Source organism: Brevibacterium oceani (genome assembly GCF_017948325.1).
GTDB lineage: Bacteria > Actinomycetota > Actinomycetes > Actinomycetales > Brevibacteriaceae > Brevibacterium > Brevibacterium oceani.
The window spans coordinates 582,760-598,418 of record NZ_CP072846.1 but is presented as its reverse complement, the minus strand read 5'-3'; the positions used below and the strand labels follow the sequence as shown (position 1 = coordinate 598,418).

The following is a 15,659-nucleotide window of genomic DNA, read 5'->3' as shown; positions in this document are numbered from 1 at the left end:
GTTGAGCGACTGCTCCGCGAATCAGAACCAGGCGTCGGCGAGCAGCTGGAAGGACTTACGCTGCACTTCGGGATCATAGGCATAGGTGACGGTGATGAGTTCGTCGGCGCCGGTGCGCTGAACGAATTCGGCCATCTGCGCGGTCGCCGTGTCCGGGGAACCGACGGCGCTGACCTGCAGCATCGGGCTGGTCCCGCCCTGCGCTGCGATGACTGCCGGGTCGACCGGGGGCTGCAGCGACCGTCTGCGTCCGCTGCGCATGTCGGCGAACATCTGCTGGACCGAGGTGAACTGGCGGGCCGCCTCGGCGTCGGTGTCGGCGACCATGACGTTGATCCCGGCCATGACGTAGGGCTTCTCGATCTGCGCGGTCGGGGCCTCGGTGGTGAAGGAATCGCGATAGGTCTTGATCGCGATGTCGATCTGATCGGGCGCGAAGTGCGAGGCCAACGAGAACGGCAGACCGAGCTGACCGGCGATCGAGGCGCCGTTCATCGTCGATCCGAGCACCCAGATGGGCACGTCCATTCCCGCCGAGACGGCCGATTTGATCGGCGTGGTGTGGGCTTGTCCGCTGTCGGAGAACCATCCCTGCATGTCGTAGATGTTCTGTGCGAAGTCCTGCGGTTCGGCCGAGGAGCGGGCGAGCGCCTGCGCGGTCATTCCGTCCGTGCCGGGTGCGCGCCCGAGCCCTAAGTCGATGCGATCGCCGTGGATGTTCGCGAGCGTCCCGTACTGTTCGGCGACCATCAGCGGGGCGTGGTTGGGCAGCATCACGCCACCGGATCCGACCCGGATCTTCTCCGTCACCGAGGCGGCCTGAGAGATGAGCAGCACCGTGGCGCTGGCGGCCAGGCCCATCGTGTTGTGGTGTTCGGCGAACCACAGCCGCTGATATCCGAGTTCGTCGGCCAACCGCGCCGAGGTCATCGATTCGGCGATCGCCTCGCGGGCGGTGGATCCGTCGCGGATGGAGACGAGGTCGAGGATATTCAGCGGAACGGACAAAACGGAAGGCTCCTCAGGCAGGTGGGCGACGCGAGCGCAGAATACGGTCGCAGACGGCAATCACTTCGGTGAACAGTCCCGACGGACGGTTCTATTCCTGGGGTGCTGGCGACTACGCTGAAGGAACCGGACTGCCCCTGAAGAGGAGCAAACATGAGAACCCCAGCACTGCGACGCACCGAACGGCTTCTCACCGGTGCCGCGATCTCCTGCGCGCTCCTCCTCACCGCCTGCTCCCAGGATTCGAACTCCGGCGAGGACGACGACCAGGGCGCAGATGAGACTGGGACCGCCTCGGCGAGCGCGGATGGATCGTCCGGCGACCGGACCGAGGCGTCGGCCGCCCCTGCTGCGGACTCCCCCGAGGTCGTCGCCACCGGGCTCGAGTCCCCGTGGTCGATCGCCTTCCACGGACAGACCATGTTGGTCAGCGAACGCGATTCGGGTCGCATCCTCGAAGTCTCCGCAGGTGGCGACGTCCGTGAGGTCGGTCGGATCGATGATGCCTCGGCATCGGGCGAAGCCGGACTCCACGGTCTTGCCGTCGACGACGACCGACTCTATGCCTTCTACGCCGCCGGCACGGAGAATCGGATCGTCAGGTTCGACCTCCGCGGCGAGGCGGGAGATCTGTCGCTGGGTGAGGAAGAGACGATCGTCGACGGACTGCCCACGGCGAACTTCCACAACGGCGGGCGCCTGGCCTTCGGGCCCGATGGGATGCTGTACGCCACGCTCGGCGACACCGGCGATCGTGACAGTGCGCAGGACGAGGACGCCCTGTCGGGGAAGATCCTGCGCATGACGCCGGACGGTGAGGTCCCCGAGGACAATCCCTTCGGCGATTCCCTCGTCTACAGCATCGGCCACCGGAACCCGCAGGGGCTCGGCTGGGATGACGAGGGCACGATGTACGCCGCGGAATTCGGGCAGGACACGTGGGATGAACTCAACGTCATCGACCCCGGCGGCAACTACGGCTGGCCCGAGGTCGAAGGCATCGCCGAGGATGGCGACAGTGGCGGCGGGAACGCGAACGGCGGGGAAGGCGGCGACGGTGCCGGCACCGATGCCAGTGCGGGCGGCGGCGAATTCATCGACCCTGTGCAGCAATGGTCGACAGACGAAGCGAGCCCCAGCGGACTGGCCGTCACCGAGGAGTCCATCCTCATCGCCGGGCTGCGCGGCGAACGCCTGCACGAGGTGGGCCTCGATGACCTTGCCGACTCCACTGCGCTGTGGACCGGAGAATACGGCCGTCTGCGCGATGTGGTGCAGGCTCCCGACGGTTCACTGTATGTGCTGACGAACAACACCGACGGTCGCGGAGACCCCGGCCCGGACGACGACCGGCTGCTGCGCTTCGCACCCTGAGCGCGTTGGCACCACCTACCGCCTCGCTCGAGTCTCGTTCAAGCGCAAACCCCGTCATCGATAGGAGCACCGATCGATATCCGGGCGCCCGCTTGAACGAGGGGTGCGACACCGGCCGGAGAAGACAACGAGGCCCCGAACGCGAGTTTTGCGTTCGGGGCCTCGTGAAAAACACTGCTGCCCGGGTGGATCTGCCCAGTCGGCGAGCCCGCCCAGTAAGCGAGTACGCCCGGTGCGCGAGTCCGCTCGGGGAGTCGACCCCGCTCAGTCGTCCTTGGTGCCGGGCAGGCCCTTGGACTTGCGGCGCATGAGGAGGACGACGATGACGATGATCGCCAGACCGCCAACGGAGAGGAGCACGATCATCGGCGTCGACATTCCGGAATCGCTGCCGGTGGATTCGCCGATCTCGCCGCGGTCCTCGTTGTTCTTGCCCGGCTCGTCGACGACTCCGCCGCCGAGTCCGGCCTTCGTCGACTCCTCGACCGAACCGCCGGCACCCTCAGAGTCCTTGATCGTGAACGAGTAGTCCCCGGAGATCGGGTGGCCGTCCTGCGAGACCACTCGCCAGGTGACCTTGTAGTCGCCGGGCTTGAGGTCATCGGGCAGGGCGACCGACAGCTTCTTGCCCTCAACAGTCAGCTCACCAGCGGAGACGTCCTTGCCGTCGACGACGACGGTGACCTCGGAGCCGACCTCCTGGATGTTGCCGGAGAAGGTCATCTCGAGCCACTCCGGCTGCTGATCGAGTTCGGCCCCGTCCTCGGGATTCGACGACACCAGCTGGTCGTGCGCACTGGCGGCAGGCGCAAACGCGAACACGCTCATCGCTGCCACCAGCACAGCGGCGAAGCCCATTCTGAGAGCGGACCACTTCGTTCGAGCGGCGGATCGAGTCATGAGAGATTCTCCTTCAAGGCGTACCTGGGTTATCGGCCGAGCCGACACGCTTCTGCCTACCAGTATCACCGAGAGGCCGCCGCCAACGCATACAGTCGGTCGGTGATTCCCGGCACGGACACCTCGATTGTCTCAAGAGTTTCTTCGAAATCCTTCAATTCCCCGTACCACGGATCCTCGACATCGGGGGCAGGTGCACCGTCGGAGGCGGGCACCCCGTCGACGCGCGCCGAGGCGGCCCCGCCCTCACCGACGCCGCCCGCGGTCACGTCCCCTCCCGCACCGGGGGCGTCGGCCACCCGCGGATCGAACTCGCGCAGCATCCGCAGCTCAGGGGCCGCCTCGGCGGGCAGATCTGCGATCATCCGCTTCAGGGCACGATAGTGGCGGGCGGTCATCGCCACGGCCAGGTCGCGGTCGGCCAGCCATTCGGGGGTGATCCCGCGGGCGACATGATCGTCGGTGCGGTAGCCGGCGGCGGCGAGCACACGCGCCTGACGTGGGTCGATGGGGTTGCCGGCCTCCTCGTCGCTGATTCCGGCGGAGTCGACGACCGCCTCGGCGCCGTTGACGGCAAGATGATGTTCGAGCACGCGTTCGGCGGTGACGGACCGGCAGATGTTGCCGGTGCACACGAACACGACGGATGCCATACTCATTCGCTCCTCCTCATCGATGCTGCGCCGCGGATTCTCAGCGCGGATCGCCCACCGATCACGATACTGTTGGACCATGACTTCTCAAACCTCATCCAGCGCGATCCGGCCTCAGGACGACCTCTACCGGCACATCAACGGTGAGTGGATCGACTCCTTCACCATCCCCGACGACCGCGCCGGCGACGGAGCGATGCGGGAGCTCTTCGACACCGCCGAGACCAAGGTCCGCGACATCATCACCTCCGTCTCCGATACCCCGCAGGAACCCGGAACCGAGGGTCAGAAGGTCGCCGACCTCTACACCTCGTTCATGGATGTCGACCACATCAATGAACTCGGCGTCGCACCGCTGGAGTCGACGTTCGCGGCCATCGACGCCGCCGAGGACAAGTCGGAGCTCGCGGCCCTGCTGGCCAGGCTCGAGACCGAGGGAATCGGGGGTGTGCTCGGCGGGTACGTCACCGCGGATGCCAAGGACTCCGACGTCTACGCCCTCTACCTCGTCCAGGCCGGGATCTCCCTGCCCGATGAGGACTACTACTTCAACGACGACCACGCCGAGGTGCGGGCGAAGTTCCTCGCGCATGTGCAGAAGATCGCCGCGCTGGCCGGGCTCGGTGAGAAGTCCGGGATCTCCGACGCCGAGGTGGCCGCGAAGGTGATGGCGTTCGAAACCGAGATCGCACGCCACCATTGGGACCGGGTGGCCTGCCGTGATGCGGAGAAGACCTACAACAAGTACTCGATCGCCGAGCTGCGCGACCTCGGCCCGGAGTTCGACTTCGACTCGTACCTGGGTATCCTCACCGCCGATGCCACGGACCTGAAGTACCTCGTGGTCTCCCAGCCCTCGTTCGTCACGGGCATGGCGAAGGTGTGGGCCGAGACCGACCTCGCGACGATCAAGACCTGGCTGCGCTTCGTCGTCGTCTCCGACACCGCCTCCCTGCTCTCCGACGAGTTCGTCGAGGAGAACTTCGACTTCAACTCCCGCACCCTCTCCGGCACTCCGGCCCTGCGGGAACGCTGGAAGCGCGGGGTCAGCCTCGTCGAGGGCTACCTCGGTGAGGCCGTGGGCAAACTCTACGTCGCAGCCGAGTTCCCGCCCGAGGCCAAGGACGCCATCGACCACCTCGTGGGGATGCTCATCAAGGCCTACGACGCCTCGATCCGGGACCTCGACTGGATGAGCGCGGAGACGAAGGACAAGGCGCTGGTCAAGCTCTCGAAGTTCACACCGAAGGTCGGCTACCCCGAAGTGTGGCGGGAATACCCCGCCGCCATCGACGCCTCCGACCTCGTCGGGAACGTGCGTCGCTGCTCGCAGGCCGAGCATGCGCGGCAGGTGGGTCGCATCGGCGGTCCGATCGACCGGACCGAATGGCTGATGACCCCGCAGACCGTCAACGCCTACTACCACCCGGTGATGAACGAAATCGTCTTCCCCGCCGCGATCCTGCAGCCGCCGTTCTTCGACGCCGAGGGCGACGTGGCCGCGAACTTCGGGGCGATCGGCGCGGTCATCGGACACGAGATCGGGCACGGCTTCGACGATCAGGGATCGCGCTACGACGGTGACGGCAACCTCGTCGACTGGTGGACGGAATCGGATCGGGAGCTCTTCGAGGAGCGCACGAAGGCGCTCATCGACCAGTACGGAGCCCTGGTGCCGGCCGGTCTCGAGCCGAACCAGCACGTCAACGGGGCGCTGACGGTCGGCGAGAACATCGGCGACCTCGGTGGTCTGTCGATCGGGTGGAAGGCCCTCGAGCTCGAACTCGGTGAGCGGGCCGGGACACCCGGCGTGCCGGTGGCCCCGTCGGCGGAGCAGGCGAAGGCGTTCTTCGAAGCGTGGGCGAAGGCGTGGCGGTCGAAGATGCGCACCGAAGAGCGCGTGCGCAGGCTCTCGATCGACCCGCATTCGCCGGAGGAGTTCCGCTGCAACCAGGTCGTGAAGAACATGACGGCCTTCCACGACACCTACAAGGTGGCGGAGGGCGACGACATGTACCTCGCCCCCGCAAACCGAGTCACCATCTGGTAATTGCTACCTGACGGCGGCCCAACAACCTTGCGCCAGGTTGCTGGGCCGCCGTCAGGTGGTTCTGGGGGGGGGAGCGTGGGCGCGTCTCGCGCCCGTGGGTCACCGGTGGTGGCGGATGAGGGCGACCATGCGGTAGTCGAATTCCTGCCAGCTGGTGATCGGACTCTTGGCCTCCATCGCAGCGGCGAAGTCCTCGACCTCGGTGCGCTCGGATTCGAGCGGAATGTCGAAGGGCATCTCGACGTAGAGCAGTCCGCTGGCGTCCTCGTGGACGACGTCGAATCCGGCCTTCGTCGGTTCGAGCTCGTTGTTCATCACGATGAGCAGTCGATCGGCCGATGCCTCGTATTCGGCGTCGATGCCGTCGTCGTAGCCCTGCTGCGAGCGCAGCTCCCGCTGAGCCTGGATGACGAACGCGGTGTACGCGCCGATCCCGATGACCGGGATCCGCGAGGTCAGCGCCTCGGTGGCGACGTCGATGAGCCGCGACCGCGCCTTGCGACCCAGCGGCGCGAGGTCGCCGCCGGACATCGCGACCCCGTCGAAGCCGACGAGCGAGACCTTCTCCTCGTCCTGGGCGGGGTTGAGGATGGTGATGTCGAGGCCGAAGCGGGAGTACCAGGGTCGGGTCACCTCGGCGCTGCCTTCGTCCCACCAGACGTAGAACAGGAACGGGACGTTGATCCCGGCCTCCGAATAGAAGAACGGGGGACGCCGCTCACCTGCGGTGACGTCGAATGGTACGACGTTGCCCTCGATCGGGGCGGGGCAGGTGGCGAACGAGGTGAACGCGAACGGGTAGTTGACCGCGCGGTTGAAATCGATGACGAGCGAACCGTCCTGATTCGGCACACCGAGGTCGATGGTCCGCCACGCCGAGGTGGTCTTGCCGTTGGTGCCGTCGTGGAAGTCCAGCTGGAGCCCGGTCTTCGGGCATCCGGTGGCGAGCAGGCTGACTTCGCCCTGTTTGGTCTCGAAGGTCACCGTTCCGGCTGCCTGGGTCTGCAGCCGCAGGTCCTCCTGCGCGGTTTCGATCGTGTGGGTCGGGAAGGGGTCGAAGCGGGTGAACCGTCCGAGGAAGACGAAGTCCGGGTCCGGATCAAAGGCGGGAACCTCGAAGAACTTGCCGAGCAGCGGTGACTTCGAATCGCGCACGCGCACGCCGATGCGCCCGCCCCGATCGATGAGTTCATAGAGCACGCTGCCGACGGTGAACCAGTTGAGCGATCCGCCGGCGGGCAGATGAGCACTGAAGCCGTTGTCCTCGACGCGGACCTGCGGGCGTTCGGGCGTGGGTTCCGCACCGTCTTCGGCGGCGAGCCGTTCGGTCACGGTCGGCATGGTCGACGTGTCGCTGGGCACGGACGGGCTCGTCGCCCTGGTCACCCCGCTGCCGGCACCGTTCCCGGCACCGTTCCCGGCGGCCGCACCGCCGTTCCCGGCCGCACCACCGGCCCGGCTCATGAGGTCGAAGGTCTCTGCGGCGGGTCCGGCCTTGGTGCCGGACTCGAGGGCAACGGTGACCCAGCCGTCGCTGAGCGTGAAAGTACCGGGAGCGCCGGGCCAGGTCGATTCCTGATCGAGCCAGTGCAGTCCGACGACGCTGAGCCAGCCGAAGGGTTTCGCCAGTGCCGAGTTTCGTGAGTCGCGCCAGGTGTTCCACTCAGTCACGAACTGGTTCACGTCGAACACTCCTTGCTGTCGCTGCCGCGGTCCGGGTCGGGGATCGCCCGCCGCAGGCGCCGAATCCGGAAGAACCCGGCGCCTGGGACAAACCCTTTGTCATCCAAACTACCGCAAAGGATAGGCTGGGGAAATGAGTGAATCGCACCCGAGCCCCGACACCGCCGCGCAGACGGTCGCCGACCTCACAGACTTCGTCAGCGCCTCCCCCAGCTCCTATCACGCGGTCGCCACGGCTGCCGCACGCTTGGACGCGGCCGGGTTCTCCCGCCTCGACGAAACGCTGACCTGGGCGCTGACGCCCGGGTCCGGGCACTACGTCGTCCGCGACGGCGCGATCATCGCGTGGATCAACCCCACGACCACCGCCGAGGCTGTCCCAGGGTTCCGCGTCTTCGGTTCCCACACGGATTCCCCCGCCTTCAAACTCAAACCCGGCGAGGAGTACATCGCCGAGGGCGTGCGCCAGGTCGGCGTCGAGATCTACGGCGGACCGCTGCTGAACTCGTGGCTCGACCGCGAGCTCGCCTTCGCCGGCCGCCTCAGCCTCGCCGACGGTCGTGTCGTGCTCGCCCGCACCGGCCCGATCGCCAGGATCCCGCAGCTGGCCATCCACCTCGACCGACAGGTCAATGATGGTCTGACCTTGGACAAGCAGCGCCACACCGCACCGGTGATCGGCCTGGCCGACCTCGCCGAGGCCGATGTCATAGACCTCCTCGCCGCCTCCGCCGAGGTGGGCCCTGAGTCGGTCGTCGGACACGACGTCTACACGATCCCGGCCCAGGAGCCTGGCCGTTTCGGTGCACGTGAGGAGTTCTTCGCCTCGCCGAGGTTGGACAACCTCCTGTCCGTCCACGCCGGTGTCAGCGCGTTGGCCGAGGTCGATGCCGATGGTCTCGATGCGATCGCCCTGTTCGCCGCCTTCGATCACGAGGAGATCGGGTCGAACTCGCGGTCGGGTGCGTGCGGACCTTTCCTCGCCGACGTCACCGAACGCATCATCGCCTCCCTGCTGCCGAACTCGACGCGCAGCGACTACCTCGCCGCTCTTGCTGCTTCGGTGTGCGTGTCCTCGGACGCCGGGCATGCCGCCCACCCGAACTATCCGGAACGGCACGATCCGCATGTCCGCCCCCGCCTCGGCGGTGGCCCGCTGCTCAAACTCAATGCTCAGCAGCGCTACGCCACGGATGCCGTGGGCACGGCGGTGTGGTCGCGGGCGTGCGCAGCGGCCGGGGTCGACTACCAGGACTTCGTGTCGAACAATGCGATGCCGTGCGGGTCGACGATCGGCCCGCTCACGGCGACCAGGCTGGGCATGACGACCGTCGACGTGGGGCCGGCCCTGTACTCGATGCATTCGGCCCGCGAGATGGTCGCGGTCTCCGACGTCGTCGCCCTCGGCGCAGTCGCGAAGACGTTCCTCCAGGGAGCCTGACCACGCGCCTGGCCAGGCCTGCCCCACCGCTTCGGCACGCCCGCCCCACGCGCGTCGTTCAAGATGCAGCACTTCTGTCGATCGGCCCACGAACCGAAGTGTGCGCGCCCGCTTGATCGAGGCTCATGCGGCGTCGTTCAAGGCGCAGCGCGGATATGTGCCTTCTCATCGAACTCGCCACCGCCGTTCAAGGCGAAGCGCTTCTGTCGAACGGTGCGAGGCTCCACAAGTGCGCTCCGCCTTGAACGAGCGGCGCGGGCCGAACGAACTGCTCGAGCTGCCCCGCCCATTCCGCCGCGCTTGTCCTCATCACAGCAGTCGTGATACGAATTGCACGACCCCACGGGAGCCCACTGCAAGGGCTGAGATCGGACTGGATCGTCCGAGACCGTAGAACCTGATCCGGTTGATACCGGCGTAGGAAGTGAGGACTGCAGATGACTGCATTCACCCCTGAAACAACTGCCCCTGCCACGACTTCGCGCAACGCGTCCGACCCACAGGCAGACCCCACCTTGCACAATGCATCCGCGCCGCTCGATGGCCCAGCAGCCTCCGACAACACCGCTGCGGAATCCGAGGCCCGCGAAACGTTCACCCTCGAGCAGTATTCGACGCATTCTCCGGCGTGGCTCGAGGACGCCGAGCACGACATCCGCGTGCCCGTCACCCGCATCGAACTCGAGGACTCCAACGGACGGGCCAACGACCCCGTCGAGGTCTACCGCACCGTCGGTCCGGGCAGCGTCCCCGAGGAGGGACTGCCGGCACTGCGGTTTCCGTGGATCGACTCCCGCCTCGACAGCGAAACCTACGAAGCCCGCGGCCACCTCATCGCCGATGACGGACGTGCTGCCGTCCGCCGAGGTGCGCCCTCGCAGCAGTGGAAGGGTCGAAAACCGGTTCCTCGCCGTGCCAAGCAGGGGCGGACGGTCACCCAAATGCACTACGCCCGCCAGGGCGTCATCACCCCGGAGATGCGCTTCGTCGCCTTGCGCGAGCAGTGCGATGTCGAGCTCGTCCGCTCGGAGCTCGCCGCCGGCCGTGCGATCATCCCGAACAACATCAACCATCCCGAGTCCGAACCGATGATCATCGGCAAGGCCTTCCTCGTCAAGATCAACGCGAACATCGGCAATTCCGCGGTCACCAGCTCCATCGCCGAGGAGGTGCAGAAGCTGCGATGGGCCGCAAAGTGGGGCGCCGACACCCTCATGGACCTCTCGACCGGAAACGACATCCACACCACCCGGGAGTGGATCATCCGCAACTCCCCCATCCCCATCGGCACGGTCCCGATCTACCAGGCTCTGGAGAAGGTCGACGGTGATGCGAACGCGCTGACCTGGGAGATCTACCGAGACACCGTCATCGAGCAGTGCGAGCAGGGCGTGGACTACATGACCGTCCATGCCGGTGTGCTGCTGCGCTACGTGCCCCTCACGGCCGATCGGGTCACCGGAATGGTCTCCCGCGGCGGATCGATCATGGCCGGCTGGTGCTTGGCGCACCACGAAGAGAACTTCCTCTACACCCACTTCGATGAGCTGTGCGAGATCTTCGCCCGCTACGACGTCGCGTTCTCACTCGGCGACGGGCTGCGGCCGGGCTCGATCGCCGATGCCAACGACGCCGCCCAGTTCGCCGAGCTCGACACCCTCGCCGAACTCACCGAACGCGCGTGGGCTCACGACGTCCAGGTCATGGTCGAGGGGCCAGGACACATTCCGCTCCACCTGGTCCGCGAGAACGTCGAACGACAGCAGGAGCTCTGCCACGGGGCGCCGTTCTACACCTTGGGTCCGCTGGTGACCGACATCGCGCCCGGCTACGATCACATCACCTCGGCGATCGGGGCGACCGAGATCGCCCGCTACGGCACGGCGATGCTCTGTTATGTCACCCCGAAGGAGCACCTCGGCCTGCCCGACCGCGACGACGTCAAGACCGGGGTCATCACCTATAAGATCGCCGCTCATGCCGCGGATGTGGCAAAAGGCCACCCGGGCGCGACGGCCAGGGACGATGCGCTGTCGAAGGCACGGTTCGAGTTCCGGTGGCGCGATCAGTTCGCCCTCGGCCTCGACCCGGAGACCGCCGAGGCGTTCCACGACGAGACGCTGCCCGCGGAACCGGCGAAGACCGCGCACTTCTGTTCGATGTGTGGGCCGAAGTTCTGCTCGATGCGCATTTCTCAGGACATCCGAGACACCTACGGCAGCGCCGAGGCGCAGGCGGCCTTGGCGGGGATGCAGCAGAAGAGCCGCGAGTTCCTCGCCTCGGGCGGCAAGGTCTACCTCCCCGAACCGACGATCGGCCCAGACGAGGGCTGAGCGCGAGATCTGCCCACCTCGTTCAAGGCGTGGCGCGGATATGGACCGCTCCCTCGGACTCGCGGCTCCTTCCCAACGTCGTTCAAGGCGCAGCGCATCTGTCGACCGGTGCACGAATCGACAACCGCGCTGCGCCTTGAACGAGCGACAGACAGGAGAATACTGCGCACCTCATCGCACCTCGGCACTGCACCGCACCTCGTCGCTTCGCCGCACCTGGTCGACGCACCGCACCTTGTCGCCGCATCTCCCCCATCACCACACCTCGTACGGCTTGACCGCAGAATTTACAGACTTGTAAGTTCAAAGCGTGGACCTGTCCCCATCGGGCGAGCGCATTCTTCAGACCGCCACTGCCCTCTTCTACGCCGAAGGTGTCAACGCCATCGGTGTCGACCGCATCGTCGCGGAGTCTGGGGTGTCGAAGCCGACGCTCTACGCGCAGTTCGGGTCGAAGTCGGGGCTCATCGCCGAGGTGCTGCGACGCCGGCGTGAGACGTCTGAGTCCGGCATCGCCGAGGTTCTCGCAACCTCGGCTAGCTCCCCCGGCGGTCGCGTGTTCGCCCTGTTCGATTGGTTCGTCGAGGATCATGCCAAACCGGGCTTCCGCGGGTGCCGTCACACACTCGACGTCCACCTCACCAGCCGCTTCACCAGCCACAACGCCCGCCAGAACATCACCAAGCCAAGGAGACTCGATGACCGAAGCACTCGCCGCCGGACTCACGCACCGCATGGAGTACACCGTCCCGCCGGAGAGGACCGTTCCGCACATCCTCCCTGAGGCACCCGGGTTCGCCGAGATGCCCGACGTCCTCGCCACCGGTTATATGGTCGCCATCATCGAATGGGCATGCGTCGAATCGATCAAGGACCACCTCGGCGAGGATGATCTCACCCTGGGCACCCACGTCGACCTCACCCATCAGGCCCCCACGGTTCCGGGGTCGATGGTGACGATCGATGTCACCGTGACGCACGCGGATCGCCGCAGCCTCGAATTCGCTGTCGAAGCCCGCGACGAGCATGCCGTCATCAGCGTCGGCACGCACAAGCGCGGCATCGTCAGCCGGTCACGCTTCGATGAGCGCATCGCCGCGCAAGCCGGCTGACACAGAGCTGACGCAGACCGCCTCGGGCGAGTACGAGCACACGCCTCCACCAGGACGGTACGCTTCACCGCCTGCCGACTCCACCCACACCAACAGAAAGCACCCACCGATGACCACTCCCGCGCACCAGCCGATCTTCGACTCTCACCTGCACATCATCGATCCGAGCCATCCGCTCATCGAGAACAACGGCTTCATGCCCGATCCCTTCACGGTCGCCGACTACCAGGCTCGCATCGACGGCCTCGGCATCGCCGGCGGCGCCGTGGTCTCGGGATCGTTCCAGGGCTTCGATCAGGGCTACCTCGCCGAGGCCCTGCAGGCGCTGGGTTCGAGCTATGTCGGAGTCACCCAGCTGCCCCCGGAGACCAGCGACGGCGTCATCAGGTCGCTCGACGAGGCCGGGGTCAAGGCGCTGCGCTTCAACGTCGCCCGCGGTGGGTCCGCCACCCTCGACGACCTCGACCGCTTCGCCCGTCGGGTCCATGACCTCGTCGGCTGGCACTCCGAGCTCTACATCGACGCGCGCACGATCGATGAAGACCTCAGCGCGAAGATCGCCGCGTTGCCGGCGGTGAGCATCGATCACCTCGGCATGCATGCCGACGGACTGCTCAACCTCCTGCCGCTCGTCGAACAGGGGGTCAAGGTCAAGGCCACCGGGTTCGGACGGGTGGAGCTCGACCCCGCCGAGGTGGTCCGGCGCATCGTCGACACCGACCCGAGTGCGCTCATGGTCGGCACCGACCTGCCGTCGACCCGGGCGAGGCGGCCTTTCGCCGACTCCGACTTCGAGATGATCCGCGAGGCTCTCACCCCTGACGAAGCCGACGCCGTGTTCTGGGGCAACGCAGCGGCGTTCTACCTCGGCGAGGGTGCTTCCGCCTGAGCTCTCCGTTTGGGCCCTCAGTCTGGGCCCTCAGCCTGGGCCCTCAGCCTGGGCCCTCAGCCTGGGCAACGAGCACCCCGCGAAGCGCGTTGATTTCGAGCCCTCGTTCAAGCCGAAGCGCACATTTCTCGCCCCCGAACCGCTCTTGCCGCTCGTTCAAGGCGGCGCGCACTTTTCGAACGGTCAACGAGTCGACATCCGCGCTGCGCCTTGATCGAGCACCGGGCAGCGTTCTCCGGTCGCCGAACAGCGTCCGGCGGGCAGAAATCCGCGCTGCGCCTTGAGCGAGCACCGGGCGCCGGGCAGCGAGCACCGGACACCAGTCGTCGAACAGCGGCCTTCGATCACGAGCACCGAGCCGAGGCTCCGTATGACTGGCAATCGTGGGTGGTACATCCCGTAGCATGGCTGGGATGAGCTCCCAACGATCGAATCTCGCGGACACACTGCACGGACTCGACGGCCGCAGCTACGGCAATCTCAAGCAGATCCGCGGGCGCTACCGATTCGGGCCGGTCACCCTGTTCGTCGACCGCGTCCAGGCCGACCCTTTCGCCTCACCGTCGAAGGTGCGCGTGCGCATCGAGCATGCCGATGCGAAGCTTCCGCCCGAGCTGATCACTGATCGACAGGACCGCATCGCCGCCGCCGACTACCTGCTCCGTGCCGGCAATACCGCGCTGGGACGTTTCGACCGGAAGGCGATCATCCTCGGCCGCCCCGGTCAGGAGGTGCTCGAGCGCACGAACGTGCGCATCGACGATGCCGGCGTCGAGGCGCGACTGCTGGTCAATCTCCCCGCTCGCGGTCGAAGGATCCTCGGACATCGTGCCGCCGATCTCCTCACCCGGGATCTGCCTGACCTTGCTCGTGCAATGTTCCTGTGCGAGGAATGGACCGACGGTGTCGAAGGGCTCCGCCAGCACGTGCAGCTCCACCGCGATCAGCTGGAACTGCGGGACCACCTCGGCGAGGCCGGCCTGGTCGGCTTCGTCGGCAACGGCGCAATCCTCCCCCGCAGCGCAGGCGATTCGGACGAACCGATGAACCCGGAGCAGGCAGTCCCGTTCGCTTCTCCACCCGAACTCGAGCACACGGCAGAGCTCTCGAGCGGTCGCAGCCTCACGGGCATGGGGATCCCCCGCGGGGTCACCGTCATCGTCGGCGGCGGCTACCACGGCAAATCGACGATCCTGCGCGCACTCGAACGCGGCGTCCATCCGCACATCGCCGGAGACGGGCGCGAATGGGTCATCACCGATCCCGACGCCACCGCAATCCGCGCCGAAGACGGTCGAGCAGTGACCGGAGACGACATCTCGCCCTTCATCGCCAATCTCCCATCCGGCACTGACACGAGAACGTTCTCGACGACGAATGCGAGCGGGTCGACCTCGCAGGCCGCCAACCTCGTCGAGGCGATCGAGGTCGGCGCGCGCACGCTGCTCATCGATGAGGACACCTCGGCGACGAACTTCATGATCCGTGACAGTCGGATGCGCGCCCTCATCCCCGCCGAGCGGGAGCCGATCACCCCGTTCGTCGACAGGGTCCGGCCGCTGCTCGACCGTCGGGGCGTGTCCACGGTGCTCGTCGCCGGCGGCTCGAGCGCGTTCTTCGAGGTCGCCGACCATGTCATCGCACTCGACGCCTACGTCCCGCGCGACGTCACGAAGCAGGCGCACGAACTCGCGGGCGTCAACCCCGACGCACTCGCCGACACCGCCACGGATGACGGTTCCGTCCGCCAGCCGGCCCCGCGGTTTCCGACGGCGAAGGCCCTGCGGCCGGCATCGAAGACGAAGTCCGCACGGGCCAAAGGCACGGACCGGATCCAGTTCGGCAGAGCTTTCATCGATCTCCTCGCCGTCTCTCAGATCGTCGATGCCCAGCAGACGGCGGGAGTCGCCGAGGCGCTCGAGTACCTCGCGGAGATCTTCGACGGTCGGACCGCGATCACCCAGGCGCTGGCCGAGATCGATGAGATGCTCGACGAGCAGGGCATCGACGGACTCACCGGTCACCGCGACCACCCGGGGCACATCACCCGACCACGCGCTCAGGAGATCGCCGCCGCGCTCAATCGCTACCGCGAGCTCCGCCTCGTGGAGTGAACCGGCACCACCGGGCCCGGCCCCTGGTGCACCCGGCTCGCCGCCAACCGGTGTGGCGCAAATCGACAACTCCGGTGGCCTGATCCGCCAAGCATCTTCTCC

General features: G+C 66.8%; 12 protein-coding genes and 1 riboswitch. Of the genes, 8 read left to right on the top strand and 4 right to left on the bottom strand.

The features are described from left to right. Nucleotides 1-21: 21 nt before the first annotated feature. Nucleotides 22-1,008, bottom strand: a complete 987-nt coding sequence (locus J9314_RS02665) for an LLM class flavin-dependent oxidoreductase (protein ID WP_210604360.1) — start codon at nt 1,006-1,008, stop codon at nt 22-24. Between the two features lie 153 nt (nt 1,009-1,161). Between J9314_RS02665 and J9314_RS02660 the strand changes: the two genes are divergently transcribed. After that, nucleotides 1,162-2,382, top strand: a complete 1,221-nt coding sequence (locus J9314_RS02660; RefSeq protein ID WP_210604359.1) for a PQQ-dependent sugar dehydrogenase — start codon at nt 1,162-1,164, stop codon at nt 2,380-2,382. Nucleotides 2,383-2,646: 264 nt separating this feature from the next. Here the strand turns inward: J9314_RS02660 and J9314_RS02655 are convergent, their stop codons facing one another. Beyond that, entirely contained in the window at nt 2,647-3,282 is a 636-nt protein-coding gene (locus J9314_RS02655) for a copper resistance CopC family protein (protein ID WP_210604358.1), read from the bottom strand. Nucleotides 3,283-3,347: 65 nt separating this feature from the next. Further along, complete coding sequence (locus tag J9314_RS02650; RefSeq protein ID WP_210604357.1) at nt 3,348-3,941, bottom strand: low molecular weight protein-tyrosine-phosphatase; 594 nt, start codon at nt 3,939-3,941, stop codon at nt 3,348-3,350. Between the two features lie 73 nt (nt 3,942-4,014). On the opposite strand from J9314_RS02650, the gene J9314_RS02645 reads away from it, so the two are divergent. Beyond that, the gene (locus J9314_RS02645; protein ID WP_210604356.1) at nt 4,015-5,985 is read left to right on the top strand and encodes a M13 family metallopeptidase; all 1,971 of its coding nucleotides are present in this window, start codon (nt 4,015-4,017) and stop codon (nt 5,983-5,985) included. A gap of 99 nt (nt 5,986-6,084) precedes the next feature. On the opposite strand, the gene J9314_RS02640 is transcribed toward J9314_RS02645, so the two are convergent. Continuing rightward, complete coding sequence (locus J9314_RS02640; RefSeq protein WP_246490576.1) at nt 6,085-7,668, bottom strand: DUF1684 domain-containing protein; 1,584 nt, start codon at nt 7,666-7,668, stop codon at nt 6,085-6,087. Nucleotides 7,669-7,801: 133 nt separating this feature from the next. Here J9314_RS02640 and J9314_RS02635 point away from each other — a divergent pair, with 133 nt between their 5' ends. The 6 genes from J9314_RS02635 (at nt 7,802) to J9314_RS02610 (ending at nt 15,557) form a co-directional block, all read left to right on the top strand. Further along, a complete protein-coding gene (locus tag J9314_RS02635) occupies nt 7,802-9,109 on the top strand; it encodes a M18 family aminopeptidase (protein WP_210604354.1) in 1,308 nt (435 codons plus the stop codon). A gap of 333 nt (nt 9,110-9,442) precedes the next feature. Beyond that, nucleotides 9,443-9,551: riboswitch (TPP riboswitch) on the top strand. Beyond that, the gene (gene thiC, locus J9314_RS02630) at nt 9,547-11,442 is read left to right on the top strand and encodes a phosphomethylpyrimidine synthase ThiC (RefSeq protein ID WP_210604353.1); all 1,896 of its coding nucleotides are present in this window, start codon (nt 9,547-9,549) and stop codon (nt 11,440-11,442) included. Its footprint overlaps the riboswitch before it by 5 nt. A 310-nt stretch (nt 11,443-11,752) precedes the next feature. Then, a complete protein-coding gene (locus tag J9314_RS02625; RefSeq protein ID WP_210604352.1) occupies nt 11,753-12,226 on the top strand; it encodes a TetR/AcrR family transcriptional regulator in 474 nt (157 codons plus the stop codon). Beyond that, nucleotides 12,141-12,554: a thioesterase family protein gene (locus J9314_RS02620; protein ID WP_210604351.1), complete on the top strand. Its 414-nt coding sequence runs from the start codon at nt 12,141-12,143 to the stop codon at nt 12,552-12,554. Before J9314_RS02625 ends, J9314_RS02620 begins: the two co-directional genes overlap by 86 nt. A gap of 109 nt (nt 12,555-12,663) precedes the next feature. Continuing rightward, nucleotides 12,664-13,443, top strand: coding sequence for an amidohydrolase family protein (locus J9314_RS02615; RefSeq protein WP_210604350.1), 780 nt, complete (start codon nt 12,664-12,666; stop codon nt 13,441-13,443). A 413-nt stretch (nt 13,444-13,856) separates the two neighbouring features. Then, nucleotides 13,857-15,557, top strand: a complete 1,701-nt coding sequence (locus tag J9314_RS02610) for an ABC-ATPase domain-containing protein (RefSeq protein WP_210604349.1) — start codon at nt 13,857-13,859, stop codon at nt 15,555-15,557. Nucleotides 15,558-15,659: the final 102 nt, after the last annotated feature.

Coding starts and splice junctions, on each gene's coding strand:
- J9314_RS02660 (WP_210604359.1), top strand. CDS start 1,162: ATGAGAACCCCAGCACTGCGACGCACCGAACGGCTTCTCACCGGTGCC.
- J9314_RS02655 (WP_210604358.1), bottom strand. CDS start 3,282: ATGACTCGATCCGCCGCTCGAACGAAGTGGTCCGCTCTCAGAATGGGC.
- J9314_RS02650 (WP_210604357.1), bottom strand. CDS start 3,941: ATGAGTATGGCATCCGTCGTGTTCGTGTGCACCGGCAACATCTGCCGG.
- J9314_RS02645 (WP_210604356.1), top strand. CDS start 4,015: ATGACTTCTCAAACCTCATCCAGCGCGATCCGGCCTCAGGACGACCTC.
- J9314_RS02635 (WP_210604354.1), top strand. CDS start 7,802: ATGAGTGAATCGCACCCGAGCCCCGACACCGCCGCGCAGACGGTCGCC.
- thiC (WP_210604353.1), top strand. CDS start 9,547: ATGACTGCATTCACCCCTGAAACAACTGCCCCTGCCACGACTTCGCGC.
- J9314_RS02620 (WP_210604351.1), top strand. CDS start 12,141: ATGACCGAAGCACTCGCCGCCGGACTCACGCACCGCATGGAGTACACC.
- J9314_RS02615 (WP_210604350.1), top strand. CDS start 12,664: ATGACCACTCCCGCGCACCAGCCGATCTTCGACTCTCACCTGCACATC.
- J9314_RS02610 (WP_210604349.1), top strand. CDS start 13,857: ATGAGCTCCCAACGATCGAATCTCGCGGACACACTGCACGGACTCGAC.